The following is a 26,382-nucleotide window of genomic DNA, read 5'->3' as shown; positions in this document are numbered from 1 at the left end:
TTAGCCGACCAGAATACGAGACATCCCCCAGGGGGTGTCCGAAACAGCCGACCGCTCAGTTGGACCCGGCACGGGCCGAGGACGGGCTCGACGCGGGCAACTGGTTGAGATGCTCACGGGCGAAGGCGAGCGTGCGACCCAGCATCGCCGCGCGAGCCGCGGCCCCCCGCGCGTTCTGGGTGTTGATCTCGGCCACCGCGTGCCCGGAGAAGCCGGCCGCCACCAGCTGCGCGCACACCTGCGTGCAGGGCTGGGAGCCCTCGCCGGGGACCAGATGTTCGTCATGGGCCGCGCCCCTGCCGTCGGCCAGGTGCAGGTGCGCCAGATTCGGCCCCATCCGCGCGGCCAGCGCCAGCGCATCGGCACCCGCGGTGGCGGTGTGCGACAGATCCAGCGTGTAGTGCTCGAAACCGGTGTCGGTCGGGTCGTAGGACGGGCTGAACGCGGTCAGTCCCCACCCGGGTCCACCTCGGCGTGCCAGCCGCTGGGCGGCTCTCTCGCCGCGGCCGAACAGCGTGTCGGCGCGCATCGGGAACATGTTCTCCACCGCGACGACCACCTCGCTCGACTCCTCGAGAGCGGCTACCTGCGCGGCGAAACCCTCGGCATAGCGGCGCTGCCAGCGGAACGGCGGATGCACCACGACGGTATCGGCGCCGAGCGCCTCCGCGGTATGCACGCTGCGCTCCAGTTTGGTGACCGGATCCGCACCCCACACCCGCTGCGAGATCAACAGGCACGGCGCGTGTACCGCCAGTACCGGCACGCCGTAGCGGCGCGCGTAGCCCCGCACGGTCGTGACGGACTGGCTGGCCGTCTCGGCCCACACCATCAGCTCGACGCCGTCGTAGCCCAGGTCGGCGGCGTAGCGGAACGCCGCCTCGGTGTTCTCCGGGTAGACCGACGCGGTGGACAGGCCGACCCGAATCGCGCGGCGCGCGGGCAGGTTCGTCCCCGCCGCCGGTGAATCGCTCAGCGGTGCGGCGGCCCCGGAGTCGCCCTGCCCCGCCTGGTCGGTGTGCCCCACGTGCCCCACAACCACCGCTTTCCCGAAATCGGTTCCGATGACCGATTCGTATGAATCAGTTCGTACTGAGCAGGAACGCCAACGGCCCGAGCGTGACGAAGATGCCGACCACGACCGCGATGACGGTGCTCAGGATGTCGTCGGTGTGGCGCAGGATGCGCACCAGCGCCACCAGACCGAGGATGACGATCATCGCCAAGGTCAGCGCGACCCAGGGCAGCATCTCCCACATCCGCTCGAAGCCCTTGAACATCAGCATGCCGGCGATCGCGGCGCCGGTGCTCTGCGCGCCGAGGATGATCCACTGCCTGCGATTGGCCTCGGCATCGGCGTCGCGTTGCGCCGCGGCCGGTGTCCCACGCCGGTTTCCCTTCGGCCGGTCGCCGCCCGCCCGCTTGGCGCCGACCATGGCGGCGGCCCCGGCCAGCCCCTTGACGCCGGTGAGTCGGGCGGGTGTGGCGGACTTGACCCGGGAGGCCAGGCCCGAGATCGACCGTTTGCCCTTCGCCCGCGGCTCGTCGTCGTAGTCGATCGGCTCGAAGTCCTCGCCGGTGTAGTCCTCGTCGTAGCCGTAGGGGCCGCGACGATGCTCGCCGGTGTCGAACTCCCCGTCGTCGCCGAATTCCCCTTCGTCGTACTCGCGGTCGTAGTCCTCGTCGAAGGAGTCCCGCTCGAAAGCTTCGGCAGAGTAGTCCTCGTCGGATACGTCGTCGACGTCGTCGCGGTCGCGGCGGTCCTTCCCGAACGAGGGCGGACCGAATCCGGGAGCCGGCGGACCGAACGCAGCGGGTCGCTGCTGCTCGCGACCGGCCCGGCGGGCCGCGTCGGCCCGCTCCGCGCCGTCGCGCAGCAGATCACCCGCGACGGTCTGACCGGAGAGCAGTTGCTGGTCCTGGCTGGCCAGGTTCCACGCCTGGGTGGGAATGCCGCCGGATTCCGGCGCCGCCGTCGCGTGCGGCACCGGCGGTCCGGGCGGTCCGGCGGGTTTTCCGGGTGCGGCGGCCGGGTTACGCCTGCGGGCCGACCACGCGGGCAGGCCGCCGCGCGCCCGCCCGGGCGGCTCGGGGGCGCGCTCGTCCGGACCGGGGCGGGGCGGCATCGGCGACAGCGGCCGGGGCACGGGGCCGAAGTCCGGCGGTGGCGGCGCCCACCCGGTGGCGGGCGGACCCGGCTCCTCGGCGGGAGCGATGGGGACGGGGTAGATCTCGGTGACCTCGGCGGCGCGCCGGCGATCGGCACGGCTGAGCCGGGCGCTCTCGGGGCCGGGATGGTCGGCGCTCGGTGGCGGAGCGGCCGGCGGCGGCGCGGGCGCGGCAGCCGCGGGCGGGGCCGGTGGCTCGAACGCCCGTGCCGGTGGCGGGAATTCGGGCCGCGCGGGCTCGGAGATCGGTGGCGTCGGGGGCGCGAAGGCCTGCGGCGAGGGCGCGAAGGAAGCCGGGCCGACGTCGGCGGTCGGGCGCCCGACGATGACCGTGGCGTTGTCGTCGGGGTCGAGCTTGCGCCTGCGTCCCCCGCGACCGGTGGACGGTCCCGGGGCGGGGTCGTCGTCCGATCCCGGGGCGCCGTGCCTGGCGGCGGGCGCCGGGGCGGACGGGGACAGCGGGTCGTAGCGGGTGATCGGACCCGACATCGGCGAATCGCCGGGCGACTCGGCCTCTTCCTGCGCCGCCTCCCCGTCCGGAGCCGAATGCGCACCGCCGTCGCGGATCACCGGTAGGTCACCGGTCAGTTCGGCCACCGAGATACCGCGACCACCGCGCCTTCGCCTGCCGCCGCCGGAGGACGACCCCTGCCGGCCGTTGCGCGCCAGCAGTTCGGCCACCGACAACTGCTTGGAATCCTCGCTCATTACGACACCGTTTCGATCGGACCCGATTTCGCGCTGTCACCCTCGGACAGTGGCACCGTGTTGATCATCGCGCCGGGCACCGCAACCACCGGGCCACCGTTGGTATCGGTATCCAGTTTGCGCAGGATCAGCCCTTCGCGCATCGCCCAGGGACAGATTTCGATGCTGTCCAGCGACAACGCCCGCATACTCGCCTCCGCGACCAGCGCCCCAGCTACCAACTGTTGCGACCGATCCGCACTCACGCCTTCCAATTCCGCCCGGTCCGACGCGGTCATCCGCGAGATGAACGCGATCAACTGACGCAGGCCTGAACTGGTCAGTGTACGTCGCACCCTGGGGCCGGCGCCCGACGGAGCCGCGCCGGTCAGCCTCGCCAGCGATCGGAAGGTTTTCGAGGTGCCCACCGCCAGGTCGGGCAGGCCCGTGCCCATCACCTGCTTGCTCGGCATCACCAGTTCGGCGTCGAGCCAGTCACGCAGGACCGCGATCCGGCGCTTGCCCGGCGGGTCCTCGCGCAGCCACTGCCTGGTCAGCCTGCCCGCGCCGAGTTGCAGCGACAGCGCCACATCGGGATCCTCGTCGCCGCCGCTGGTCAGCTCGAGCGAACCGCCGCCGATGTCGATGTTGAGAATGCGCCCGGCGCTCCAGCCGTACCAGCGCCGGACGGCGAGGAAGGTCAGCCGCGCCTCGTCCTCGCCGCTGAGGATCTGCAGTCGCACGCCGGTCTCGACACGCACCCGTTCGAGCACTTCCTCGGAGTTGGTCGCGTCGCGCAGCGCCGAGGTCGCGAACGGCATGAGCTCTTCGCACTGCGAAGTCTCGGCGATGCTGGCGAATTCGGCCACGGTCGAGATCAGCCGCTCGGCGCCGGCATCGGTCAGGCAACCGTCGTCGTCCATGTTCTCCGACAGCCGCAGCGTGGCTTTCGTCGAACTCATCGGCATGGGGTGGCCACCGCGATGCGCGTCCACGACGAGCAGGTGGACGGTGTTGCTTCCGACGTCGAGTACCCCTAGGCGCACACGAATACGGTACTGGGTCGACCAGCAGTTACGTGCGGGCGAGGGGAACTGTTAGCGTCACAGACTGTGACGGTAGGCGCATCGGCCGACAGCCCGACCCGGCCCCGACCAGCGGACAAGATCACCCCGGCCCCCGAGGTGGATCTGGATTTCCCGCGCGAATGGATCGAATTCCTCGACCCCGCCGACGACGAGCATCTGATCGTCGCCGACCTGACCTGGCTGCTGTCGCGCTGGACCTGTGTCTTCGGCACACCCGCCTGCCAGGGCATCCTGGCGGACCGCCCCGACGACGGCTGTTGCTCGCACGGCGCCTTCCTCTCCGACGAGGAGGACCAGCAACGTCTGCGCGACGCTGTGAAAATGCTCACACCGCAGGACTGGCAACTGATGGATCAGGCCCGTAACGACAAGGGCAAGATCACCAGGAAGGGCTACCTCGAAGTCGACGAACTCGACGACGAACCCGCCCTGCGCACCCGCCGCTACGAGGGCGCGTGCGTGTTCCTCAACCGCCCCGGATTCGACGGCGGGGTCGGCTGCGCGCTGCACACGATGGCACTGCGCCGCGATCTGCCGCCGCACACGGTGAAGCCGGATGTCTGCTGGCAGTTGCCGATCCGGCGCACCCAGGAGTACGTGGACCGGCCCGACGGCGTGCAGATTCTGCGCACTGTCGTCACCGAGTACGACCGCCGCGGCTGGGGGCCCGGCGGCGCGGATCTGGACTGGTACTGCTCCGGATCCCCGGACGCGCATATCGGCGCCCGGCCGGTCTGGCAGTCCTACGCGCCGGAACTCACCGAACTGCTCGGCGCGCCCGCCTACGAGGAACTGGCCAGACACTGCCGCAGGCGGGAAGGGCTCGGCCTGATCGCCGTGCATCCGGCCACCGTGCACGCCGCTCGCTCCGCCGAGCACGGCTGATACCAGAGTTTCACCCCGCCGTAGGCCTTTCGGGGAGATTTTGCGAAACGCCAACATTTCACAGTGGCGCTCATTTACTGTGCGCTTGCCCACCCCCTGCGTGGGCAGCACAGGAGACGAACATCATGAGCATCACCAGACAGCGCGGGCTCGGCCGGATCGGCTCGACCGTCGCCGGGCTCACGGCCGCGACGGCGATCGTCGTGTTCGCCGCGCCCCAAGCCAACGCCACCGTCGACTCGGTCACCGTGTCGGGGGCGACGCACCAGCTCGGCCAGAGCTACACCCTGAAGGCGAAGCTGAGCGGCGCGAGCATCGGGCTGCTCGTGTACTGGACCGACAACGGGCAGGACATCAGCGGGCCGAAGGTGCCGTGGCCGGTCGGCGAATCCTCCATCGAGTGGACCCCGACCACCCCGGGCCAGCACCTGATCACCGCCTCCCAGGGCGGCAGCACGAAGACCGTTGTCGTGAACGTCATCGATCCGAACGCCCCCGACCCCGACCCCGACCCCGGCACCGACCCCGGCACCGATCCCGGCTCCGGCAGCAGCGCCGGCTCCGGCGGGCTCGGCGACCTGCTCGGCGGCCTCGCGGGCAGCAGCTAGGAGGCGGACATGACACACACCGCACGCACCGCCGCGGCGCTGTTCGCCGCCGCGGCCGCGACCGTCCTGGTGGCGCCCTCGGCGCACGCCTCCGTGCAGTCGCTCGCGGTCGAGGGCAGCACCCACGTCGTCGGCGGCACCTACACCCTCACGGCCGAGGTCGGCGGCGCCTCCGGCGGTCTGCTGGTCTACTTCAGCGACAACGGCGAGTTCATCGGAGCGCCCAAGGTGCCGTGGCCGCCCGGCAGCGCGACCATCGACTGGCAGCCCAGCACCCCGGGCAGGCACATCCTGACGGCCGAACAGGGCGGCAGCACCCAATCGATCGTCGTGGAGGTCGAGGAGGCCGCGTCCCCGGACAGCGGCAGCGGCAGCGGCAGCGGCGGATCCGGCACCGGCAGCGCACTGCTGCGCGGCCTGCTGTCCGGCAGCAGCGGCGGCAGCTGAACCGGCGGCCTGCGCGGGTCGATGCCGTGACCCGCGCAGGCACCAGGACACCTCCCGGCAATCCCCCGGACACCACCGTGCGATTGGATTGCCGCATGAAGAAAGCCCTGACCGTCGCGTCGCTGCTGATCGGCGCCGCGCTGGCCGGCACCACCGGCCTCGCACACGCCGAGCCCGCCGCCGACCCCACCCAGTTCTCCGACGTCACCGCCACCTTCGTGGCCGCGACCGACCCCGCGGCGCTCACCGCCGAGGCGGACGGCAAGAACGTCGTCATGAGCCCCTACGGCGTCAGCCGCACCATCGCCTGCCGTGGCAACGGCACCACCGTGCCGCTCTACGATTGCATGCAGGAAGACGACCTGGGCTGGATCACGCTGCGCCTCACCGACCTTCCCGGCATCGGCCCCACCTGGATCTACCTGCCCTGAACCACGCGAACGGCAGACAACACGGAGCCCCGGTCGGCGGACCGGGGGCCTTCGTGGATCACACCCGCTGACCCGCTCACGCTTCGAGCTTGTAGCCCAGACCGCGCACCGTGACCAGGTGCTCCGGCTTGGCCGGATCGGCCTCGATCTTCGAGCGCAGGCGCTTGACGTGCACATCGAGGGTCTTGGTGTCGCCCACGTAGTCCGCGCCCCAGACCCGGTCGATCAGCTGGCCGCGGGTGAGCACCCGCCCGGAGTTGCGCAGCAGGTACTCCAGGAGGTCGAACTCCTTGAGCGGCAGGGTGACGGGGCTGCCGTTGACCAGCACGGTGTGCCGATCGACATCCATGCGCACCGGGCCCGCCTCCAGCACGCCGCTCTCGCCGTTGCCCTCGAGCTCATCGCCCGCGCCGCGGCGCAGCACCGCGCGGATGCGGGCGATGAGCTCGCGCGCGGAGTACGGCTTGGTGACGTAGTCGTCGGCGCCCAGTTCCAGGCCGACGACCTTGTCGATCTCGCTGTCCCGCGCGGTCACCATGATGACCGGCACGCCGCTGCGGGTGCGCAGCTGCTTGCACACGTCGGTGCCGCTCATGCCGGGCAGCATCAGGTCGAGCAGCACGATGTCGGCACCGGAGCGGTCGAATTCGGCCAGCGCGGAGGGGCCGTCACCGGCCACGGTGACCTCGAATCCCTCCTTGCGCAGCAGGAACGCGAGCGGATCGGCCAGCGACTCCTCATCCTCGACGATCAGAACTCTCGTCATCTGCGTGCCTCCACACCATTCGGTCTGCCCGGTCCTCGAGGACGCGGCGCGTTTTCCTTCGTGCTCGCCTCGGCGCCGTCGGTTTCCTCGTCGAGGCCGGCTTCGAGATGAGCGGGTATCCGCAGGGTGAACGTGGAACCGGTCCCCAGCTTGCTCCACAGGGCGATCTCGCCGTTGTGATTGGCCGCCACATGCTTGACGATGGCCAGGCCGAGGCCCGTGCCGCCGGTCGAGCGAGAGCGCGCCTTGTCGGAGCGGAAGAACCGTTCGAACACCCTTTCCTGGTCTTCTTTGGCGATGCCGATGCCGCGGTCGGTGACCGACATGGCCACGTACTGCCCGCGCAGCGCCCGGCTCACCGAGACGTGCGAGCCGCTGGGCGAGTAGGCGATCGCGTTCTCGACCAGATTGGACAGCGCGGTGACCAACAGCGTCTCGTCGCCGAGCACTTCCAGCCCGCTGGGCCGGTCGGTGCTGACGGTGATACCCGCGGCCTCGGCGGCGGTGCGTGACCGGTCCACGGCCTGCATGACGACGGAGTCGACATCGACGACCTCGAGTTCGGGCAGCTTCTCCGCGCCCTGCAGACGCGACAGCGCGATGAGCTCGGTGACCATCTTGCCGAGCCTGCGGGATTCGCCGAGCACTCGTTTGCCGAAGTGCCGGACCGCCTCGGGGTCGTCGGCCGACTCCAGCATCGCCTCGGCCAGCAGGCTCATCGCCCCGACCGGGGTCTTGAGCTCATGGCTGACATTGGCGACGAAGTCGCGCCGGGTGGCTTCCATCCTGGCCTGTTCGGAGTCGTCGTCGGCGAACAGGACGATGAAGCCGGTCTCCTCCTGGGACAGTTGCCTGGCGACGCCGCGCACGGCGATGCGGCTGCGGCCGGGCAGCGGGTTCTTGGCGGTGAGATCGAACTCCGCGGGCTCGCTGGTGGCGAGCACCTTCTCCACCGCCGCCCAGGCGCGCTCGTCGAGCAACCGGTTGCGGACCAGGCCGAGTTCCTCCGCGCGCGGGTTCACCAGCACCACGTCGCGGTAGCGGTCGACGACGGCGATGCCGCTCTCGGAGGCGAGCACGATCAGGTCGAGCACCTGCGACATGGTCAGCCCGGTGTCGACCTGTCTGCGAGCCGCCAGCCTGGCGTTGACATACGGCACGAGCAGCCCGCCGACGGCCAGTCCAGTGACAGCCGCGAGGACTGCCAGAACAACCGACTGCGCGACACTCACACTTGAATCGTACGGTCGCCGACCGCGGGAACAACGCCGGGTTCGCGAAGTTCCACGCAGGTCACAGCCGATTTCAGCCGCGTTGGCCGGGTGTTAACGCATTGTTCGCCAGGCGTGTCACGACACGCCCGGCGAACTCCGATCACCAACCGGGGTTGCCTCGCACCGGGATGTTGACGAAGCTCGGCCGGGTCGGATCCAGCTGCAGATGCTGGGGTTTGAGCCCGGTGTCGGCCAGCATCGTGAGGATCGGCAGGCCCTTGGGGAAATTGCCCGCGAACACGTCCACCCGCAACCGGTGTCCCGGCTTCAGCACCGCATGGGTGGCGGGCAGCGCGATGTCGAGCGTGACCGCCTCGCCCGGCGTCAGCAGCTTGCGGCTCTCCAGCGAGGCCACCGGCCGCGGGTCGGTGTAGTCGCCGTTGGCCGAGCGGCTGCTGCGCGACTCGTCGATCTCGCTCAGCGAGGCGGCCAACTGCCCCGAGGACAGCACCGTGGAGCGACCGTCCGGGGCGACATCGTTGATCGTCACCGACCAGTAGCCGTCGACCGCGTCGTGCACGGTGTTCAACCGGATCGCCACCGGTCCGGATATCTCCGTCTCCTCGGCCACCGGAGCACTGGTGAAGGTCAGCCCGTTGGTCTCGTGGATGCGCGCGTCCGCGCCGCAGGCGTCGATGGCGGCGAGCACGCCCGCGGTGGCCTGCCCGGCGTCGTTGGAGCACAAGCCGGTGAGGCCCGGCGCGACGGTGAGCCGCTGGGTGCTGCCGTCCCCGCTCGCCAGCAGCGAGCCGTCGTAGACGCTGTGCGCGGTGCCGCTCGGCGTGCCCGACAGATACATCCGCCGATGCTCGGCGACCTCCTCGGCGGGCGCGGAGTCACCGAAGCCCGCGCGTGTGATCCAGCCGCCGCCCTGCTCACGCAGCGTCACCGGACCGTAGCGATCGATGCCGTTGTCGATGTCCTTGAGCCAGCGGTCGAACCAGGCGCGCTGCAGCACGTCCAGCCGCGGCGGCAGGCCGGGCTTGCCCGACTCGGCGCCGGAGTTCAGGTGGTAGGTGTTGCCCATCAGCAATTGCTTCCGGCCGGGCTCGGCCGCGATCTGGTTGTAGATCTGGGACTGCGAGTAGGTGAACAGATCGTGCCAGCCGCCGACCACGAACGTCGGGATGGTGATCCGGCTCGGATCGCCCAGCCAGGCGGTGCGTTCGGGGCTGTCGGCCGAGAGCAGGCTGCGCACCCGCGGGTCCAGATCCTCGACGCGGGTCTGGCTGTAGGCGTTGAGGAACACGTCCATGTAGGTCAACGGCGAGTCCATCCGGTCGGTCAGCCACTGCTGATCGAAATTGCCGGTGACCAGCGACTGCACATCCGGAATCCATTTGAGCGAATTGATCGCGGTCAGCCACAGCGGGATGAAGTTCATGCCGAATCCGCCGCCGGGGGCGAGCACGTCGTTGATCAGGTCGCTGCCGGGCACGATCGGGAAGATGGCCTGCAGCGCGGGCGGCGCCTTCTCCGCGGCCTGCACCTGATTGATCGCGGAGTAGGAGATGCCGGACATGCCGACCCGCCCGTTGGACCACGGCTGGCGGGAGGCCCAGTCGATCACCTCGACGGTGTCGCGTTGCTCGCGGTCGCGCAGCATGTCCCACTCGCCCTGGGAGAACCCGGTGCCACGCACATCGACCACCAGCTGCGTGTAGCCGCTGCGCACGAGACTGCGATCCACCGAGAAGTTGCGCAGCGCTCCGCCGCCGAGCGCTCTGGTGAGATCGGTGAGGCCCGCCAGCGGTGTGCCGGTCATGTCGATCTCGCGGGCAAGGCCGATCATCGTCTCCGACAGGCCGGGCACCTCGCTCGCGTGGTCGGCGAGATTGGAGACCAGCTTGGTGTAGGGGGTCATGTTGACCACCGTCGGCGTGGCGATCGGCGCGGGCAGGCCGAGAAAGTCCGCGGGGCGGTAGAGATTCGCTTTGAGGACCGTGCCGTCACTCATGGTGATCGGTACATCCCAGGTGATGTGGATGTTCGGGTAGGTCTGTGGGCCGTCGTGGGTGGCGGCCCATGCCTGCCCGGCGGCGCCGCCGTCGGGACCTGCCGGCAACGGCCCGGCCGTCGCACCGCCCGCACCGAGGAACGGCAGGATCAGCGCGGCCGCTACCCCGGCCACTGTGATCCGAAACGCTTTTCTCATCGCCTGTGGTCCACCTCTCCGCTGAAATGGGACGGCGAAATTCTCCCACACTTACCGTGGAGTAAGAACCGTGGATATCCGACAGTGTGGACAAGTCGGGCCTTGTGAACAATCACGCTCCGCGGTTCACACGGACCGGTAAAGGCGCGGCGCGACAATGCGACCCGGGCCCCGGCGCCGAAAAAGGCCCGGCCGTTTCCGGCCGGGCCTTTCGGAGCGAATCACTTGTTCTTCGACGCGAGCGCGCCGAGCGGGTCTACCTGCCGCCCTGACCCGCGACCGCCGCCGCACCCGCGGCGGCGGCCTCCGGGTCCAGGTATTCCCGTGGGCGCACCGGGCGCAGATTCTCGTCGAGCTCGTAGCGCAGCGGGATGCCCGTCGGAATGTTCAGCCCGGCGATCTCCTCGTCGGAGATCTGGTCCAGGTGCTTGACCAGCGCGCGCAGCGAATTGCCGTGCGCGGCCACCAGTACCGTCTTGCCCGCCAGCAGTTCCTTGGAGATGGTGGACTCCCAGTACGGCACCATCCGGTTCACCACGTCGAGCAGGCACTCGGTCTCGGGGATCTCGATACCGGCGTAACGCGGGTCGCCCGCCTGGCTGTATTCGTTGTCGGCCTCGATGGCCGGCGGCGGGGTGTCGTAGCTGCGACGCCACAGCATGAACTGTTCCTCGCCGTACTTGTCCCGGATCTGGGCCTTGTTCTTGCCCTGCAGCTCGCCGTAGTGGCGCTCGTTGAGCCGCCAGTCGCGAACCACCGGGATCCAGTGCCGGTCGGCCGCGTCCAGGGCGATGTTCGCGGTGGAGATGGCGCGGCGCAGCAACGAGGTGAAGACGATGTCGGGCGCGATGCCGTGCTCGGCGAGCAGTTCACCGGCGCGCTTGCCCTCGGCGATGCCCTTGTCGGTGAGGTGCACGTCCACCCAGCCGGTGAACAGGTTCAGGGCGTTCCATTCGCTCTCGCCGTGGCGCAGCAGCACGAGGGTGTACGTCATGGCCCGTAGTCTAACGACGCGCCGAGCCCGATCGTGGCGCCGGTCTGCTCAGGCCGACGCGCCGAGCGCGGTCAGCAGACCGGCCCCGACCAGCGTCGCGTGCTCCCCGAGCTCGCTGGGCACCACCCGCAGATCGCCGAGGAAGGGGATGCGCGCGTGCGCGCCGAGCGCCTCCTGCAAGGGCCGCCACAACGGTTCGCCTGCCTGGGCGAACCCGCCGCCGACCACCACCAGATCCACGTCGAGCAGCGCCGCGGCCGACGAGATGACCTGTCCCAGGGCGATTCCCGCGCGGCGCAGCGCCGCCTTGGCGATCCGGTCACCGGCCACGGCGGCGGCCGCGAGTTCCATTCCGGTGGCGCCCTCCCAGCCGCGCTCGCGCGCCCAGCGCACCGCGGAGGGACCGCTGGCCACCGCCTCCACGCAGCCGACGCCGCCGCACGCGCACGGATCGGTGGAGCCGGGCACGATCATGTGCCCGATGTGCCCGGCATTGCCGGTGTGCCCGACCGCGACCATGCCGCCGACGATGATCCCGCCGCCGATGCCCGAGGAGACCGTCATGGCCAGCGCGTCCGGTGTCTGGCGGGCCGCCCCGAAATGCCGCTCCGCCAATGCCAGACAGACGCCGTCGATCGCCATCCGCACCGTCGCGCCGGGGAAGATCTCGCGCACCGCGTCCACCAGCGCGAAGCCGTCGCGCCATTCGGGAATGTTGAGCGGCTCGACCACCCCCACGGTCGCGTCCACCGGCCCGCAGGCGCCGATCCCGACGATCGAGACGGTGTGGCCGTTGGCCGCGGCGAGCAGCAGCCCGCGCACGGCCTCCCAGACTCCGCTGGGAGGCACGGTGATTCGCCCCACCTCGTGGGTTACTCCGTCGGCCCCCACCAGTCCGACGGCGATCTTGGTGGCGCCTATGTCGAGTGCCAGAACAGTCATCAGCCGGAACCCCCGATTGCCAGGCGCGCATACCGGATCGCCGCGCGGAGCGGCGCCGGCGTGCGCGCATGCTTGTCTCGGGCGGTAACGCTACGTGGTTGCCGCCGCGCGACCGGCGTCAGGTACCGGTACCGCGGGCTGTCGGATATCGCCGCCGAAGGCGGTCGGACATCACCGCCGAAGGCGGTCAGGCATCGCCACCGGGGGCGGGGGCGGAGCCGTCTTCGCCGGTGTTCACCAGGTGTTCGAACGCCCGCAGATTCGCCAGCGACTCGCCGCGCGAGACCCGCCATTTCCATTCCCGGCGAATCGATTCCGCGAAGCCGAGTTCCAGCAGCGTGTTGAAGTCGGCGTCGACCGCCTCGAGCACCTGACCGAAGACGCGGTCCAGCTCGTCGGGGGTGATCGCGTGCGCGGCCAGCCTGCCGACCAGGTAGATGTCGCCGACCCGGTCCAGCGTGTAGGCCACCGCGTAGAGCCTGCGGTTACGACGCAACAGGAACTTGTAGACGCCCTCGAAGTTCTCGTCCGGCTTTCGGCAGACGAAGGCTTCCACGCGTACCCCGTGCGTGCCGACATTGAGCATCACGGTGGTCTTCAGCTTGCGCTCACCGGGCAGCACCACGACGAAGACGTCGTCGGACGGACGGGTGTATTCGATCTCGCGCTCGCGCAGTGTCTCGTCGATGATCGCCGCGATCCGGGCGATCTCACCGGTCACGCTCATCGGGACACTCCCACCCGGCGCCGTCGCGACGCCCGCGTTCTGGTCGGGGACGACGCGCTCCGGCCGAGACCGGGACGCGCGCTGTGGAAATCGTGCAGTGCCGCGGAGTAGCTGTCCAGCAGTCCCTGCGCGGTGTGCGCCCAGGAGAAGCCGGTGGCGTGCTCGACCGCGCGCACGCCCATCACGCGCAGCCGTTCCGGATCGTCGAGCAGCGAGGCCAGGGCGTCGGCCCAGTCCGGAATACGATGCCCGCGTACCAGCAGGCCGGTCACCCCGTCGACCACGGCGGTGCCGAGCCCGCCTACGTCGGCGGCGAGCACCGGGGTGCCGCTGGCCTGCGCTTCGAGCGCGACCAGGCCGAAGGATTCGTTGTAACTGGGCACCGCGACCAGATCGGCTGCGCGGTAGACCGACACGAGCTTCTCCGGCGGCTGCGGCGGCAGGAAGGTGACCCGGTCGCCGATGCCGAGTTCGGCGGCCAGTTCGATCAGCGCGTCCGGGCGTTGCAGCCCCGAGCCGGACGGGCCGCCGACGACGAGCACGCGCAGGGAGCGTCCCGGCTCCACGCGCTCGGCGTCGCGGCGCAACAGTTCGGCGGCGGCGCGCACCAGCACGTCGGGCGCTTTCAGCGGCTGGATGCGGCCGACGAAGGCGACGATTCGCTCGCGCGGAGACAGGCCGAACTCGGCGCGCGCGGCGGCACGGTCGCCGGGTTGGTAGAGGCTCAGGTCGGCGCCGGGCGGCACCACGTGGATCCGCTGGTCCTCGGCGCCGTACAACTCGACGAGCTGACGCGCTTCCTCGTCGGTGTTGGCCACCATCCGGTCGGCCTCGGCGATGATCTGCTTCTCGCCGATCTCGCGGGCCAGCGGTTCGGGGGCGTCGCCCTCGGCGAGCGCGGCGTTCTTCACCGCGGCCAGAGTGTGTGCGGTGTGCACCAGCGGGACCCGCCAGCGGTCCCTGGTCAGCCAGCCGACCTGGCCGGACAGCCAGTAGTGCGAGTGCACGAGATCGTAGTAGCCAGGAAGTTGCCGGGCCTCCTGGCGCAACACCTCCGCGGTGAACGGGCACAGCTGGGTGGGCAGGTCGTGCTTGTCCAGCCCCTCGAACGGACCGGCCACCACATTGCGCACCAGCACGCCGGGCGCGGCCTCCTGCACCGGCGGGACATGCGAGGACGTGGCCCGGGTGAAGATCTCCACCTCGGTGCCCCGCTGCGCCAATTCGACCGCCGTACGCAGCACATACACATTCATCCCGCCCGCGTCTCCGGTACCCGGCTGGGCGAGCGGGGAGGTGTGCACAGATAGTACGGCGATGCGGTTCGGCCGACGGTCCCCACGATGACTCACACACCCCAGTGTGCACGCGTCCGCCGCGGCCCGAACGTCCGGTCTCACGCAAGTGACCCCTGTCACAAGCCGTTGCCGAGCGCTTACGGCCCTTACCCGGAATCGGCCGATTCCCGCTCTGAACTGCCCGGTTCCGGCCGCGCCCGGCGCGATATCGAGACGTCCAAGCCGCCGTGGGCGAATCCCGGCCCTCGGCTCGAGCGCGGCCGATGAGTCGGTGTCGGTCAACTTCGGGGTGAGCCCGCGCGGGTTCGTCGGCGCACCGGCCGGGGCACGCCCAGGCGGTGACCGAGAAATCGACCTCCCGCACTGGATTCCGCCGGCCAGGGACACCTGTGCAGGTCGCAGGTGCCGGTGTTGCCCTGTGGGCGAGCCACGCGCCGAGGCGCGCCGCCTGTTACCCCAGTTCGTCGGCGAACTGCCCGACCTCGGCGACGAAACGCTCCGGGTCCTCGATGAACAGCCCGTGCTGGGCACCTTCCCAGTACGAGCCGCGAGCCTTGGGCGCGGTCTCGGCGATGAACCGGCCGTTCGCGATGGGCACCACCGGATCGGCGGTGCCGTGCAGCACCAGCACGGGCACGTCGAGCTCGCGCAGAGTCCCGGTGTTGTCGGCGGTCCGGTAGAACAGCGCCTTGCGCACGGCGGGCGGGGTGGCCAGGCTCATGCCGAACAGACGCTGGGCGTCGACGCCCTTGTCGCTGCGGTCGCCGGTGTTGGCGTTGCCGAAGGCCATGAAACCGCGTATCGCCTTGCCAGGGCTCTCCTCGAACACCCCGGCCATGGCCTGCGTGAGCGCTGTGCCGACCTCGGCGCCGGGCACCCGGCCGATATTGGCCATCGAACCGACGTAGATCACGCCGCCGACCGCGCCGGTACCGTGCGCGGTGAGGTAGTCGCTGATCACGATGCCGCCGTAGGACCAGCCCAGCAGGATCGCGTCCTCGGTCACGTTCTCGGCGGCCAGCACGGCGGCGAGGTCGGCGGCCCAGTTGGCCGGGTCGTCGTAGCCGGCGGCGGGCGCGTCGGAGTAGCCGTGGCCGCGCAGGTCGAGCGCGATCACCCGGAACCGCCGCGCCAACTGCTCGGCGGCCTCGCCCCAGCAGGTCAGATTGGCCGACCAGCCGTGCACGAGCACCAGCGGCGTGGCCCCTTCCGGTCCGCTGACCCGATAGACGATCCTGGTGCCATCCGCGCTGACCGCGTCCCGTGTAGCCATACCCCGCATGCTAGGTGCCGCTCACCCACCGCGCGCCGGGTGGCCCGCGTCACCGGCCTAGGATCGAGGCCCATGAGCACTCGCACCGCGGTCGTCACGGGAGCAAGTTCGGGCATCGGGGAGGCCACCGCGCGCCACCTCGCGAGCCAGGGCTACCACGTCTACGTCGGCGCCCGACGGATCGACCGGCTGCGCACGCTCGCCGACGAGATCGGTGGCACCGCACTCGAACTCGACGTCACCTCCGAGGATTCGGTGCGCGCCTTCACCGACGCGATCCCCCGCGTCGACGTGCTGGTCAACAACGCGGGCGGCGCGAAGGGCCTGGCGCCGGTCACCGAGGCCGACCTCGACGACTGGCGCTGGATGTGGGAGACGAACGTGCTCGGCACCCTGCGCGTCACCAAGGCGCTGCTGCCCAAGCTGATCGACTCCGGCGACGGCCTGATCGTCACCATTACCTCCGTCGCCGCCTTCCACGCCTACGACAACGGCTCCGGCTACACCTCGGCCAAGCACGCCCAGGCCGTGTTGCACCGCACCCTGCGCGGGGAGCTGCTCGGCAAGCCGGTCCGGCTCACCGAGATCGCGCCCGGGGCGGTGGAGACCGAGTTCTCCCTGGTGCGCTTCGACGGCGATCAGGAACGCGCCGACAAGGTCTACGAGGGCATCGACCCGCTGGTAGCCCAAGACATCGCCGAGATCGTCGGGTTCGTGGCGTCGCGGCCGCCGCACGTCAACCTCGATCAGATCGTCGTCGCCCCGCGCGACCAGGCGGCGCCCAGCCGCTTCGCCCGCCGCGGCTGAGTCTGCTCACCCGTTCGGCGATCGACACGGGCGGGTCGCGACGGCCTTCGGCAGCACTGTCGATCCACACCGACAGCGGCCGTGGGCCGGGCGCCGCGACCGCCGGAGCTAGAGCCGCAGGCCCACCGTGACCGGTTCCGGTTCCAACATGATCCCGAAGCGCTCGGCGACACCGTCGCGGACCGTGCGGGCCAGTTCCGCGATGTCGGCCGCACGGGCCGTTCCCCGGTTGGTCAGTGCCAGAGTGTGCTTCGTGGACAGCCGGGCGGGCGCCTCCGGACCGGGAAAGCCTTTGCCGAAGCCCGCGCGCTCGATCAGCCAGCCGGCCGAGAATTTCACCCCGTCCTGGGCGGGATAGGTAGGGATCGCCACCTCGCCCGACCGCGCGGTGATCGCCGCGCGTACCTGCTCGACCCGGACCTGCGGCACCACCGGATTGGTGAAGAACGACCCCGCGCTCCAGGTGTCGTGATCGGCCGCGTCGAGCACCATGCCCTTGCCCGCCCGCAACCGCAGCACGGCGGCGCGCACATCGGCGGCCGGGCGGCGCTCGCCTTCGGCAGCGCCCAGCGCGGCAGCGAGTTCGCGATAGCGCAGGGGCGCGCTGAGTCCGTCCGCGCGAAGGGCGAATTCGACGGCGAGCACCAGGGCGGCGTCGCTGTGCTTGAGCACGCTGGTGCGGTAGCCGAAACCGAGTTCGGCGGGGTCGGCCCAGCGGATCTCCCCGGTGCGGCGGTCGAGCAGCTGGACCCGGTGGAGCAGGTCGGCCACTTCCACGCCGTAGGCACCCACGTTCTGCACCGGGGTCGCGCCCGCGGAACCGGGGATGCCGGAGAGGCATTCGAGGCCGCCGTAACCGGCGGCGACGGTCGCGGCGACCACACCGTCCCAGCTCGCACCCGCCTCGGCGACCACGCTCACCGCGTCTGCCTCGGCACCTACGACCTCACCTGAGGCATTTCCGCGGACGCCGGCCGCCGTTTCGGCAACGCTCGCGGCATCGGTCGAGCCGACCCCGACCGCACTCGCCGGGGCGGCAACGCCGGCGGCACCGGCAAGACCCGTGGCATCCGTACCGCCACCGGCATCAGCGTCAGCATCGGCATCGGCATCGGCATCGGCATCGGCATCGGCATCGGCATCGGCCGACGCTCCCCCGGCGATCCGAACGCCGGTGGTCGCGATCCGCACGACCACGCCGTCGAAGCCCTCGTCGCAGATCAGCAGATTGGATCCGCCCGCGATCAGCAGCACCGGCATCCCGGCGGCGTCCAGCGTCCGCACCGTGGCCACCAGCGCCTCGGTGCTCGCGCATTCGGCGAGCACCGCCGGACCGCCGACGCGCAGGGTGGTCAGCTCCGCCAGCCGGACCCCCTCGCGCACCACCGCGCCCGTTCCGGCCAGCAGGTCGCGGACCGCATCGCCCGACACCACAGGTGAGATTCGCACGCCCCAGACGGTAGCGTGTCGACCCATGGCAACACCCTTGGCGTACACGGCCGCCTACTCTCATCCCGTTTCGGCCGTCCGCGCGGCATTCTCCGACGAGCAGTACTGGACGGACCGCATCGCCGAGGTCGGCGGCCCGCACGCGCGCCTGGAGTCGGTCACCGCCCAGGGCGACACCGTCCAGATCCACGTGGTGGAGGTCATCGCCGCAGAATTCCTGCCGCCCGCCATCACCGCCGTACGCCCCGGCGACCTGGTCATCCCCCGCATCGAGACCTGGAACGGCATGTCGGCGACCTTCGATGCCACGGTCGAGGGCGCGCCCGCGAAGATGTCGGGCACCATCGTGCTCAGCGGTGACGACACGGCCGCTACCACCGTGGTCGACGGCTCCATCGAGGTGAAGGTCCCGCTGTTCGGCAGCAAGATCGAAGCCGCGATCAGGGAGCGTCTGGTCGAGTTGCTCCGCTCGGAAGAGGAGTTCACCAACACGTGGCTTTCGGGTCGCTGACCGGCCCCGCGACCGCCGATCGGGTCGCGGCCTTCTAACGTAGGCAGCATGGCACGTCGTCTGGACTACTCGGCTCGCTATCCGTTGCACACCCCCGCGCAGTTGTGGGAGGCGCTGTCCTCCCGCGACTACTGGGAGGCGCGGATGGAGAGGATGCGCGAGCTCACGCCGGGTAACGACGTGCACAGCCTCGAGGTCACCGATTCCGGGATCGACATCGTGCTGCACCACATCCTGCCGCGCGAGATGCTGCCGGAGATCGCGCAGACGGTGATCCGCAAGGACATGGTCATCACCCGCAAGGAGAGCTGGAGCCGGTTCGATCACGAGGAGACCGAGGGCCGGTTCTCCGCGTCCATCCCCGGCGGCCCGGGAACCCTGCGCGGCGACATCACGCTGTTCCCCACCGACACCGGCTGCACCATGCGGTTCTCCTCCGAGGCGAAGGTGTTCATCCCGATGGTGGGCCCACGCCTGGAGCAGCTGATGCTGGTCAACCTGGTCGACCTGTTCCGCGGTGAGGCGGAGGAAACCGTGAAGTGGCTGGAAGAGCGCAAGCCCAGCAGCTGAACACCCGCCCGATCGGCACCATCACCCGCGGCACCACCGGGGTGAATCGGCTGCGCCGCAGCGACCGGTGGCTGGTGCACGACGAACTGGTGCGCACCCGGCTGCGCGCGGCCCCCGATCCGCTGGTGGTGGATCTGGGCTACGGCGCGAGCCCGTGGACCACGCTGGAACTGGCGACCCGATTGCGCGCCGCGCGTCCGGACACGCGGGTGGTCGGCCTCGAGATCGACCCGGCCCGCGTGGTCCCCGGCCGTGACGGCGTGGTGTTCGCGCGCGGCGGTTTCGAACTGGCCGGCCTGCGCCCGGTACTGGTGCGCGCGTTCAATGTGCTACGCCAGTACCAGGAGGCCGAGGTGGCGGGCGCGTGGGCGACGATCACCGGCAACCTCGCCCCGGACGGATTGCTCGTCGACGGCACCTGCGACGAACTGGGTCGGCGGTGCGCGTGGGTCCTGCTCGATCGCACCGGACCGGTCTCGCTGACACTGGCCTGGGATCCGTTCACTGTCGAAACACCGTCGGATCTGGCCGAACGCCTGCCGAAAGTGCTCATCCACCGCAATGTGCCCGGCGAAAAGGTGCACGCCCTGCTGAGCGCGGCCGACCGGGCGTGGGCGCACGCGGCGGCGATGGCGCCGTTCGGTCCGCGGGTGCGCTGGCGGGCGGCCGCGCAGTTGATGCGCGAGCAGGGTTTCCCGGTACGCGAGTATCGCAGGCGGATGCGCGACAACGTGCTCTGCGTACCATGGTCCGCGGTTGCCCCCAATCCCTGAGCCGGCGGCCGCGAAATCCGGCGCCGCGGGTCTCTCACACGGCGTCGAGCGCGCGATGCACGCGCACGGCACTGCGCTGCGGCAGCCCGGCCACCACGGTGGCGATCTCGGCGGGCCGGCACCGGCCGATGGTCACCGCGTCGCGCACCACCTCGTCGAGCGCGGCTTGGGCGATATCGGTCTCGGCGAGATCGGTGATGGTCCGCACCGGCGTGGTGACCATGAACGGCCCGGCCGATTCCACATCCGAGCCGGGCAGCGTGCGACGCAGCACCACCAGATGCGAGGTCACCGGCGGGCGTCCCGCGCCGACCGACAGATGCAGGAAGCGTGGGCGCAACCGCCCGAGACCGTGCAGATCGGCGGCGCTGTGATGGGAGACCGCGACCGCGCCGTCGAACCAGGCCGACCACATGGCGAATTCGTCGAGTGGACCGTCCGGCCATTCGGTCAGCCGCAGGATGCCGATCCCGGCCCGGCGGACGGTGCCCGCGGCCAGCGCGTCGCGGACCCGCGCCTCGCACCCGGTGCGCAGCACCTGACGGGTGGTGAAGTACCCGGCATGTCTACCGGCGAGTCGCCGTAGGACACGCCACGGTCGGTCGACGGATTCGGGTGCGCGGCCCGCCGCTTCGCCAGCCATGATCACAGGCTACGCCGGGAATTTGTGCCTGATGTCACATTCAGGTCCCTCATTGTCATCACAGAGCGCGCACAGAAATGTGCGGAAGAATCGTCGGCATGACTACCAAGCCCCCCGTCACCGCGCGGGTCAGCAGGCGCACACTGGTGATCGCCCTGGCCGTGGTGGCCACGCTGCTGGTCACGGCCCTGGTCGGCGCCGAGCTGTACGCACGGCAACGCATCTCGTCCTGCATCGCCGACCAGTTCGAGCAGGAGATGGGCTCGACGATCGATGTCGACTTCGGTGCCAAGCCGCTGTTGATCACCTGGATCGACGGCAAGGTCTCCTCGGTGACCATCGACAGCCAGGGCGACAAGTTCGGTCCCGCTGTCGGCATGGACGTGCACGCCACGTTCGAGGATCTGGAGATGAACGAGGACGGCAGCGGCACCGTCGGCAGTTCCTCGGCCGATGTCACCTGGAGCGAGGAGGGCATCTCCGAGACTCTCGGCGGCCTGGTCAGCGGCGTGGACGCCTCCGCTTCCAGCGACACGATCACCCTGGACGTGCTCGGCGGGCTGGCTCAGCTCGAGGTCCGCCCGCAGGTCACCGGCGGCGCGGTCGACGTGCAGACGATGTCCGCCGAACTGCTCGGCATCGGCCTGCCCACCGATCTGGTGGCCGGCATCGTGGATGTGTTCACCCAGAGCTTGCAGAGCTATCCGATGGGTCTGAAGGCCACCGACATCGACGTCACCGACGACGGCATCGACGTCACCCTGGCGGGCGGACGCACCGAGTTGCCGAGCACCGGTCAGGGCGACGTCCGCTGCTGAGGCTCAGCTCAACCGCTGAAGCCGGCCAGGACAGCACGGGATTTCGACAGCCCGAGGCGCGTCGCCCCCGCCGCGAGCAGTTCGGCCGCCGCCTCGGCGGTGCGGATGCCGCCGCTGGCCTTGATGCCGAGGCGTCCGCCGACCGTCTCGGCCATCAACCGCACCGCGTGCACGCTCGCTCCGCCCGCGGGGTGGAACCCTGTCGAGGTCTTCACGAAATCGGCGCCCGCGCGTTCGGCGGCCCGGCACACCTCGACGATCGCCTCGTCCGACAGCGCCGCGGACTCGATGATCACCTTGAGCACCGCCCGATCGGCGATCGCCTCGCGCACGGTCAGGATGTCGGCGAGCACCGCGCCGTACTCGCCGGCCACCGCCGCGCCGACGTCGATGACCATGTCCACCTCGGCGGCCCCCTGATCGACCGCGAGCCTGGCCTCGGCGCCCTTCACCAGCGAGTGGTGCTTGCCGGAGGGGAACCCCGCGACGGTCGCCACCGCCAGACCCGGCGCCCGCACCGGCAACATCGACGGCGACACGCAGATCGCGTACACCCCCAGTTCCCTCGCCTCGGCCACCAGCGCCGCCACATCGGCGTCGGTGGCCTCCGGTGCGAGCAGTGTGTGATCGATGCGGTCGGCCACCTCGGCCCTGGTCCACGACGGATTCTCCGGCATGCGGCGCAGTCTGGCACACACCGGCCACGCCGCCGTCGCGGAGGCAGGGAAATGACGTTGCCAGGTCGGCGGTGCGTCCAGCAGACTTGAAAACAGACAGGTCGGCGGATCGTGTGCACGGCCCATCACCTCCCGGAGGAGACACGATGCTGATCCGACGCGAACAGCCCGCCGACGCCCCCGCCATAGCGCGGGTGCATGCCAGCGCGTTCGCCGCCGTGCACGGCACGGTCGGCGCGGGCACGAACACACAGAACGACCCCACGCACAACGGGCAGCCCGGGCCCGAGCCGGTCGAGGTGGGGCTCGTCGAACGGTTGCGCAGCGACCCCGCGTGGATCGCCACCCTGTCACTGGTCGCGATGCATGTCGACGAGGTCGTCGGGCACGTCTGCCTCACCAGGGCCGCGGTCGGCCCGTTCCCCGCACTCGCGCTGGGGCCGCTCGGGGTGCATGCCGACCACCAGCGCGCCGGGGTGGGCTCGGCGTTGATGCACGCGGCGATCGGAGCCGCCGACGCGCTCGACGAACCGCTGATCGGCCTGCTGGGCAGCCTGGAGTACTACCCGCGGTTCGGTTTCGTGCCGTCCGCGCGACTGGGCATCACCCCCGACGAACCCGGTTGGGTCTCGCACTTCCAGGTCCGGCCGCTGACTGCTTTCGAACCGCAGATCTCCGGCGAATTCCACTATGCCGAGCCGTTTTACGAGCTGTGACCGGCGAGGGCCCACGAGGGGCCGCCGACACCCGGTAACGCGGTTGCCGGGGCCTGTGAGAATGAGCTCATGAGTCCCGCTCAGCCCGACCTGGAAACCCGCCGCTACGTGCTGACCCTGGGATGCCCGGACCGCCCCGGCATCATCGCCAGGATCACCTCGTTCATCGCCGAGTTCGGCGGTTCCATCTCCGAAGCCGGTTATCACTCCGACGCCGAGACCGGCTGGTTCTTCACTCGCCAGGCCATCACCGCGGCTACCGTGCCGTTCCCGATCGAGGAACTGCGCGCCCGCTTCGGCGAGGTCGCTGCCGCGTTCGGCCCGGAGACCGATTGGCAGGTGCTCGATTCCGCGGCCCGCAGGCGCGCGGTGCTGCTGGTCAGCCGCGACGGCCACTGCCTGCACGATCTGCTCGGCCGGGCGGCCTCCGGCGAACTGCCCGCCACCATCGAGGCCGTCATCGGCAACCACCCCGATCTGGCGGGCATCACCGAGGCGCACGGGGTGAAGTTCCATCATGTGCCCTTCCCCAAGGACCCGGCCGAGCGTGGCCCCGCCTTCGCGGAGGTCAGGTCGCTGGTCGACGCGCACGATCCCGACGCGGTGGTGCTGGCCCGCTTCATGCAGGTGCTGCCGCCGGAGCTGTGCGAGCACTGGGCGGGCAAGGCGATCAACATCCACCACAGCTTCCTGCCCTCGTTCGTCGGCGCCCGGCCCTATCACCAGGCTTTCGCCCGGGGCGTGAAGCTGATCGGCGCCACCTGTCACTACGTGACCCCGGAACTGGACGCGGGCCCGATCATCGAGCAGGACGTCATCCGCATCGACCACGCCGACACGGTGCGCGACATGGTGCGTCAGGGCCGGGACATCGAACGGGTGGTGCTGGCCAGGGGCCTGCGGTGGCATCTGGAGGGCCGGGTGCTCGTCCACGGCCGCCGCACGGTCGTGTTCTCCTGACCGTCGTGTTCTCCTGACCGCGCCTCAGCCCGCGACGTCGGCCCGGCGCTCGCCCACGGCGTCCAGCACCCGCGCGAGTTCGGCGTTGAAGCGCTCGTACTGTTCGACATTGCCGAGATGCCCGGTCTGGAGCACCTCGTAGCGTTCCAGACTGCCCACCGATTCGAGCATCTCGGCGATCAGTTCGGCGTGCACCGGTGGGGTGAGGTCGTCGCGGGAACCGGCCAGGATCGTGGTCGGCACCACCAGGTGCTTCGCCGCCTCGCCCACATCCATGGCGGCCAGCAGCCTGCCGAATTCGGCGCGGATCGCCGCCGGGCACGAGCGAACGATCGCCATGCCGAAATCGACGTGGTCGCGCGGACTGGCCAGGGACATGATCTGGCGGGCGAACAGCCAGCGCACCGGAGCGATCGGCGGGAACACGATGGGCGTGCCCAGCCCCAGCCGCCCGACCGTCGCGGGCAGCGAGATGCCGGTGCGCTTGAACGGCATCGGCCGGTTGAAGAACGGCACCACCGTGGTGGTGGCGACCAGACCGTGCGGTGCGGTGTTGGTCAGCAACACCGCACCGGCCCGGCGGGCGACATCGCGGGGATAGCGCGCCGCCCAGGCCTGCACGGTCATGCCGCCGAGGCTGTGGGCGACCAGCACCGCCCGGCGACCGGAGGGCACGGCGGCATCGAGTACCGCGGCCAGGTCGTCGGCCAGCAGGTCCATGGACAGCGGCGCGTCACCGCGTTCGCTCTCGCCGTGACCGCGCACGTCGTAGGCGATGACGCGGTACTCCGCGGCGAAGGCGTTGATCTGGGCATTCCAGTATTCGATGGCGCAGGTCCAGCCGTGGATCAGCACGACGATCGGCGCTTCGGCCGGGCCGTAGGCGTGCACACGCAGGCGCGCGCCGTCGCCGGTGGTCACCGGTAGGACATCGCACGCCGCACCGGGCGGGTCGAACGCCGCCGTCGGGTAGCGACGCGAACGCAGCTCCGCCCGATGCGCGGTGGACCACGCTCGGAACCACGCTGAGAACCACGCCAGGAGCCGCGCCAGGACGGCGGCCAGCTGTGCACGCATCGGACACTCCTTTGTGTTACTGCTAGGAACAGTAATACTGATCGGAGTTCGAAGCCAGCGTGAGACGTGCCGACGAGGGCTACGCGCGGTCGGTCACCATCGGGGTCCGCGCTGCACCTCGTCCACCTTCGGCCGCACATCGGCCAGGTAGATGCCGGTGGCGATGATCGAGACGAAGGCCAGCAGACCGAGGCCGCCGGGCTGCAACAGCAACAGCAACGTGGCCACCCCCAGGATGGCCAGCCAGATCGGCTTGGTCTGCTTGTCCACAGCGGTGAAGGCGTCGGCGCGCTGACGCACGGCGTGAATCAGCGCGAAGATCGTCGCGCCGAGCGCGGCGAGCCACAGCACGAGCAGAATCAGGCCGGTCAGGCCGTTCACGGTGTCCACCTGTTCATGATACGAAGTCCCGGATACGACAACCGCCCGCACGCAGCCGGGCTGCGTGCGGGCGGTCGATCCGGGGCCGGGAGCGCGGTATCAGACGGTCTTCGGCGCGGTCTTGCGAGGCGCGGCCTTCTTGGCGGCGGGCGCCTTCTTGGCCGCGGTCTTCGGCGTGGCCGCGGTGGCCTCGGGAGCGGGCGCGGTGTCAGGAGAAGGCGCGACGTCGGGGGTGATGTCCACGACTTCCGCCTCGACCACGGCCGCCACCGGCTCGGCGTCGACGATCGGCGCGGCCTCCTCGGTCCTGGCGGGACGGCCGAGCAGGCCGTTCACCTTGCCGACCACGTCCTCGGCGCGCGAGGCGGCGTCCTTGTAGAGGGTCTCCACCCGGCCGATGCGCTGCTCCACCACGTCGTTGGCGCGCAGGCGCTCGACAGTCTCCTCGCCGCGGGCGGCCAGCTCGGCGTAGAGGTCCATCGCCTTGGCGTAGTACTCCTCGGCCAGCTTGCGCAGCTCCTCGGGGGTCAGCTTCTCGCGCAGCTCGGCCAGGTCGTCGGGCAGCTCGCCCGGCAGGCCCGACAGCCGCTCGCGCAGCGCTTCGAACTGGGCCTGGACATCGGCGGGTACGTGGGCGATGCGCTCGCGCGCCTCCCCGACCCGGCCGGTCACGTCGGCGGTCGAGCCCGCCCTCTCGCGCACCTGGGTGACGACGTCCACGGCAGCCGCGTATACGGCGTCCCCGGCGCCGACGGCAGCGAGCAGCGGCTTGGTCACGGTTACGGTCTTCTCGGTCATGATCGGCTCTCCTGGCGTGGCGGAGTGTCTCTTGGTGTCGGGCTCGGAACGTCGATGTCCCATTCCCCCTGCTTCTCGTCCGCGCCGTTCTCACGGCGGAACGATTCGTAGATGTCCAGCAGGACCTGCTTCTGACGCTCCGTGATGGAGGTGTCGCCCAGCAGCGCGTCCCGAACCGGACTGTGCGGCCGCTCCTCGAGATAGCCGGCCCGTACGTACAAGACCTCCGAGGACACCCGCAGCGCTTTCGCGATCTGCGTGAGCACCTCCGCGGACGGATTGCGCAATCCCCGCTCGATCTGACTGAGATAGGGATTGCTCACCCCCGCCAGCGCGGCCAGCTGACGCAACGAGACCTGCGCGGCTTCCCGCTGCGCCCTGATGAAACCTCCGATGTCGTGCGCCGCGTGCGCTACGCGCCGCTCGGGATGGTCTGCCATCACTCACCTTCTGGCGGTT

Annotated in this window: 29 protein-coding genes; 11 read left to right on the top strand and 18 right to left on the bottom strand. The window is 70.4% G+C overall.

Features of this window, described 5'->3' with window-relative positions:
* Window positions 1–55 precede the first annotated feature (55 nt).
* The 3 genes from IU449_RS23660 to IU449_RS23650 form a co-directional block, all read right to left on the bottom strand.
* Window positions 56–976 carry a sugar phosphate isomerase/epimerase family protein gene (locus IU449_RS23660; protein ID WP_228805630.1) on the bottom strand — a complete coding sequence of 307 codons (921 nt, stop codon included), beginning with the start codon at window positions 974–976 and terminating at the stop codon, window positions 56–58.
* A gap of 106 nt (window positions 977–1,082) precedes the next feature.
* A complete protein-coding gene (locus IU449_RS29230) occupies window positions 1,083–2,876 on the bottom strand; it encodes a hypothetical protein (RefSeq protein WP_228805645.1) in 1,794 nt (597 codons plus the stop codon).
* Window positions 2,876–3,901, bottom strand: a complete 1,026-nt coding sequence (locus IU449_RS23650; protein WP_195004339.1) for a Ppx/GppA phosphatase family protein — start codon at window positions 3,899–3,901, stop codon at window positions 2,876–2,878. Before IU449_RS23650 ends, IU449_RS29230 begins: the two co-directional genes overlap by 1 nt.
* 66 nt (window positions 3,902–3,967) lie before the next feature.
* Here IU449_RS23650 and IU449_RS23645 point away from each other — a divergent pair, with 66 nt between their 5' ends.
* From IU449_RS23645 to IU449_RS23630, 4 genes are all read left to right on the top strand, one after another.
* Window positions 3,968–4,828: a hypothetical protein gene (locus IU449_RS23645; RefSeq protein ID WP_195004338.1), complete on the top strand. Its 861-nt coding sequence runs from the start codon at window positions 3,968–3,970 to the stop codon at window positions 4,826–4,828.
* A 125-nt stretch (window positions 4,829–4,953) separates the two neighbouring features.
* Window positions 4,954–5,436, top strand: coding sequence for a hypothetical protein (locus IU449_RS23640; RefSeq protein ID WP_195004337.1), 483 nt, complete (start codon window positions 4,954–4,956; stop codon window positions 5,434–5,436).
* A 9-nt stretch (window positions 5,437–5,445) separates the two neighbouring features.
* Complete coding sequence (locus tag IU449_RS23635) at window positions 5,446–5,883, top strand: hypothetical protein (protein WP_195004336.1); 438 nt, start codon at window positions 5,446–5,448, stop codon at window positions 5,881–5,883.
* Window positions 5,884–5,978: 95 nt separating this feature from the next.
* Entirely contained in the window at window positions 5,979–6,314 is a 336-nt protein-coding gene (locus IU449_RS23630; RefSeq protein WP_228805582.1) for a hypothetical protein, read from the top strand.
* Window positions 6,315–6,390: 76 nt separating this feature from the next.
* Here IU449_RS23630 and IU449_RS23625 read toward each other — a convergent pair whose 3' ends face one another.
* From IU449_RS23625 to IU449_RS23590, 8 genes are all read right to left on the bottom strand, one after another.
* Complete coding sequence (locus tag IU449_RS23625) at window positions 6,391–7,080, bottom strand: response regulator transcription factor (RefSeq protein WP_195004334.1); 690 nt, start codon at window positions 7,078–7,080, stop codon at window positions 6,391–6,393.
* Complete coding sequence (locus IU449_RS23620) at window positions 7,077–8,312, bottom strand: sensor histidine kinase (protein ID WP_195004333.1); 1,236 nt, start codon at window positions 8,310–8,312, stop codon at window positions 7,077–7,079. Before IU449_RS23620 ends, IU449_RS23625 begins: the two co-directional genes overlap by 4 nt.
* A gap of 142 nt (window positions 8,313–8,454) precedes the next feature.
* On the bottom strand, window positions 8,455–10,509 hold the full coding sequence (locus IU449_RS23615) for a CocE/NonD family hydrolase (RefSeq protein WP_195004332.1): 2,055 nt from the start codon (window positions 10,507–10,509) through the stop codon (window positions 8,455–8,457).
* A gap of 256 nt (window positions 10,510–10,765) precedes the next feature.
* Window positions 10,766–11,503, bottom strand: coding sequence for a phosphoglyceromutase (locus IU449_RS23610; protein ID WP_195004331.1), 738 nt, complete (start codon window positions 11,501–11,503; stop codon window positions 10,766–10,768).
* A 48-nt stretch (window positions 11,504–11,551) separates the two neighbouring features.
* On the bottom strand, window positions 11,552–12,445 hold the full coding sequence (locus tag IU449_RS23605) for an ROK family protein (RefSeq protein ID WP_195004330.1): 894 nt from the start codon (window positions 12,443–12,445) through the stop codon (window positions 11,552–11,554).
* A gap of 187 nt (window positions 12,446–12,632) precedes the next feature.
* Window positions 12,633–13,172, bottom strand: coding sequence for a YbjN domain-containing protein (locus tag IU449_RS23600; RefSeq protein WP_195004329.1), 540 nt, complete (start codon window positions 13,170–13,172; stop codon window positions 12,633–12,635).
* Window positions 13,169–14,533 (bottom strand): D-inositol-3-phosphate glycosyltransferase, encoded by a 1,365-nt coding sequence (mshA, locus tag IU449_RS23595; protein ID WP_195004409.1) that lies wholly within the window; start codon window positions 14,531–14,533, stop codon window positions 13,169–13,171. The genes IU449_RS23600 and mshA overlap by 4 nt, the downstream gene beginning before the upstream one ends.
* A gap of 388 nt (window positions 14,534–14,921) precedes the next feature.
* Complete coding sequence (locus tag IU449_RS23590; protein WP_195004328.1) at window positions 14,922–15,743, bottom strand: alpha/beta fold hydrolase; 822 nt, start codon at window positions 15,741–15,743, stop codon at window positions 14,922–14,924.
* A gap of 72 nt (window positions 15,744–15,815) precedes the next feature.
* Between IU449_RS23590 and IU449_RS23585 the strand changes: the two genes are divergently transcribed.
* Window positions 15,816–16,550, top strand: coding sequence for an SDR family NAD(P)-dependent oxidoreductase (locus IU449_RS23585; RefSeq protein WP_195004327.1), 735 nt, complete (start codon window positions 15,816–15,818; stop codon window positions 16,548–16,550).
* Between the two features lie 108 nt (window positions 16,551–16,658).
* Here IU449_RS23585 and IU449_RS23580 read toward each other — a convergent pair whose 3' ends face one another.
* Window positions 16,659–17,999 (bottom strand): UDP-N-acetylmuramate dehydrogenase, encoded by a 1,341-nt coding sequence (locus IU449_RS23580; protein ID WP_416382231.1) that lies wholly within the window; start codon window positions 17,997–17,999, stop codon window positions 16,659–16,661.
* Between the two features lie 25 nt (window positions 18,000–18,024).
* Here IU449_RS23580 and IU449_RS23575 point away from each other — a divergent pair, with 25 nt between their 5' ends.
* The 3 genes from IU449_RS23575 to IU449_RS23565 are packed head-to-tail and all read left to right on the top strand — an operon-like array spanning window position 18,025 to window position 19,853.
* A complete protein-coding gene (locus IU449_RS23575; RefSeq protein ID WP_195004326.1) occupies window positions 18,025–18,510 on the top strand; it encodes a DUF2505 domain-containing protein in 486 nt (161 codons plus the stop codon).
* A 48-nt stretch (window positions 18,511–18,558) separates the two neighbouring features.
* Entirely contained in the window at window positions 18,559–19,080 is a 522-nt protein-coding gene (locus IU449_RS23570; RefSeq protein WP_195004325.1) for a DUF2505 domain-containing protein, read from the top strand.
* Window positions 19,050–19,853: a class I SAM-dependent methyltransferase gene (locus IU449_RS23565; protein WP_324188399.1), complete on the top strand. Its 804-nt coding sequence runs from the start codon at window positions 19,050–19,052 to the stop codon at window positions 19,851–19,853. The genes IU449_RS23570 and IU449_RS23565 overlap by 31 nt, the downstream gene beginning before the upstream one ends.
* A gap of 34 nt (window positions 19,854–19,887) precedes the next feature.
* Here IU449_RS23565 and IU449_RS23560 read toward each other — a convergent pair whose 3' ends face one another.
* On the bottom strand, window positions 19,888–20,496 hold the full coding sequence (locus tag IU449_RS23560) for a type IV toxin-antitoxin system AbiEi family antitoxin domain-containing protein (RefSeq protein ID WP_195004324.1): 609 nt from the start codon (window positions 20,494–20,496) through the stop codon (window positions 19,888–19,890).
* Between the two features lie 98 nt (window positions 20,497–20,594).
* Here IU449_RS23560 and IU449_RS23555 point away from each other — a divergent pair, with 98 nt between their 5' ends.
* Complete coding sequence (locus IU449_RS23555; protein WP_195004323.1) at window positions 20,595–21,314, top strand: DUF2993 domain-containing protein; 720 nt, start codon at window positions 20,595–20,597, stop codon at window positions 21,312–21,314.
* An 8-nt stretch (window positions 21,315–21,322) separates the two neighbouring features.
* On the opposite strand, the gene deoC is transcribed toward IU449_RS23555, so the two are convergent.
* A complete protein-coding gene (gene deoC, locus IU449_RS23550) occupies window positions 21,323–21,991 on the bottom strand; it encodes a deoxyribose-phosphate aldolase (RefSeq protein WP_195004322.1) in 669 nt (222 codons plus the stop codon).
* Window positions 21,992–22,137: 146 nt separating this feature from the next.
* Between deoC and IU449_RS23545 the strand changes: the two genes are divergently transcribed.
* Together IU449_RS23545 and purU are read left to right on the top strand one after the other, a co-directional pair.
* Entirely contained in the window at window positions 22,138–22,707 is a 570-nt protein-coding gene (locus tag IU449_RS23545) for a GNAT family N-acetyltransferase (RefSeq protein ID WP_195004321.1), read from the top strand.
* A gap of 69 nt (window positions 22,708–22,776) precedes the next feature.
* A complete protein-coding gene (gene purU / locus IU449_RS23540; protein WP_195004320.1) occupies window positions 22,777–23,667 on the top strand; it encodes a formyltetrahydrofolate deformylase in 891 nt (296 codons plus the stop codon).
* Between the two features lie 24 nt (window positions 23,668–23,691).
* Here the strand turns inward: purU and IU449_RS23535 are convergent, their stop codons facing one another.
* The 4 genes from IU449_RS23535 to IU449_RS23520 form a co-directional block, all read right to left on the bottom strand.
* The gene (locus IU449_RS23535) at window positions 23,692–24,744 is read right to left on the bottom strand and encodes an alpha/beta fold hydrolase (RefSeq protein WP_195004319.1); all 1,053 of its coding nucleotides are present in this window, start codon (window positions 24,742–24,744) and stop codon (window positions 23,692–23,694) included.
* Between the two features lie 93 nt (window positions 24,745–24,837).
* Window positions 24,838–25,134, bottom strand: a complete 297-nt coding sequence (locus IU449_RS23530; RefSeq protein ID WP_067861605.1) for a DUF2516 family protein — start codon at window positions 25,132–25,134, stop codon at window positions 24,838–24,840.
* 90 nt (window positions 25,135–25,224) lie between these two features.
* Entirely contained in the window at window positions 25,225–25,923 is a 699-nt protein-coding gene (locus IU449_RS23525) for a heparin-binding hemagglutinin (RefSeq protein WP_195004318.1), read from the bottom strand.
* Window positions 25,920–26,363, bottom strand: coding sequence for a helix-turn-helix domain-containing protein (locus IU449_RS23520; protein ID WP_195004317.1), 444 nt, complete (start codon window positions 26,361–26,363; stop codon window positions 25,920–25,922). Before IU449_RS23520 ends, IU449_RS23525 begins: the two co-directional genes overlap by 4 nt.
* Between the last annotated feature and the right edge of the window lie 19 nt (window positions 26,364–26,382).

It is taken from the genome of Nocardia higoensis, assembly GCF_015477835.1.
GTDB lineage: Bacteria > Actinomycetota > Actinomycetes > Mycobacteriales > Mycobacteriaceae > Nocardia > Nocardia higoensis_A.
The sequence above is the reverse complement of the archived record's forward strand: the minus strand, read 5'-3'. Positions and strand labels throughout refer to the sequence as shown.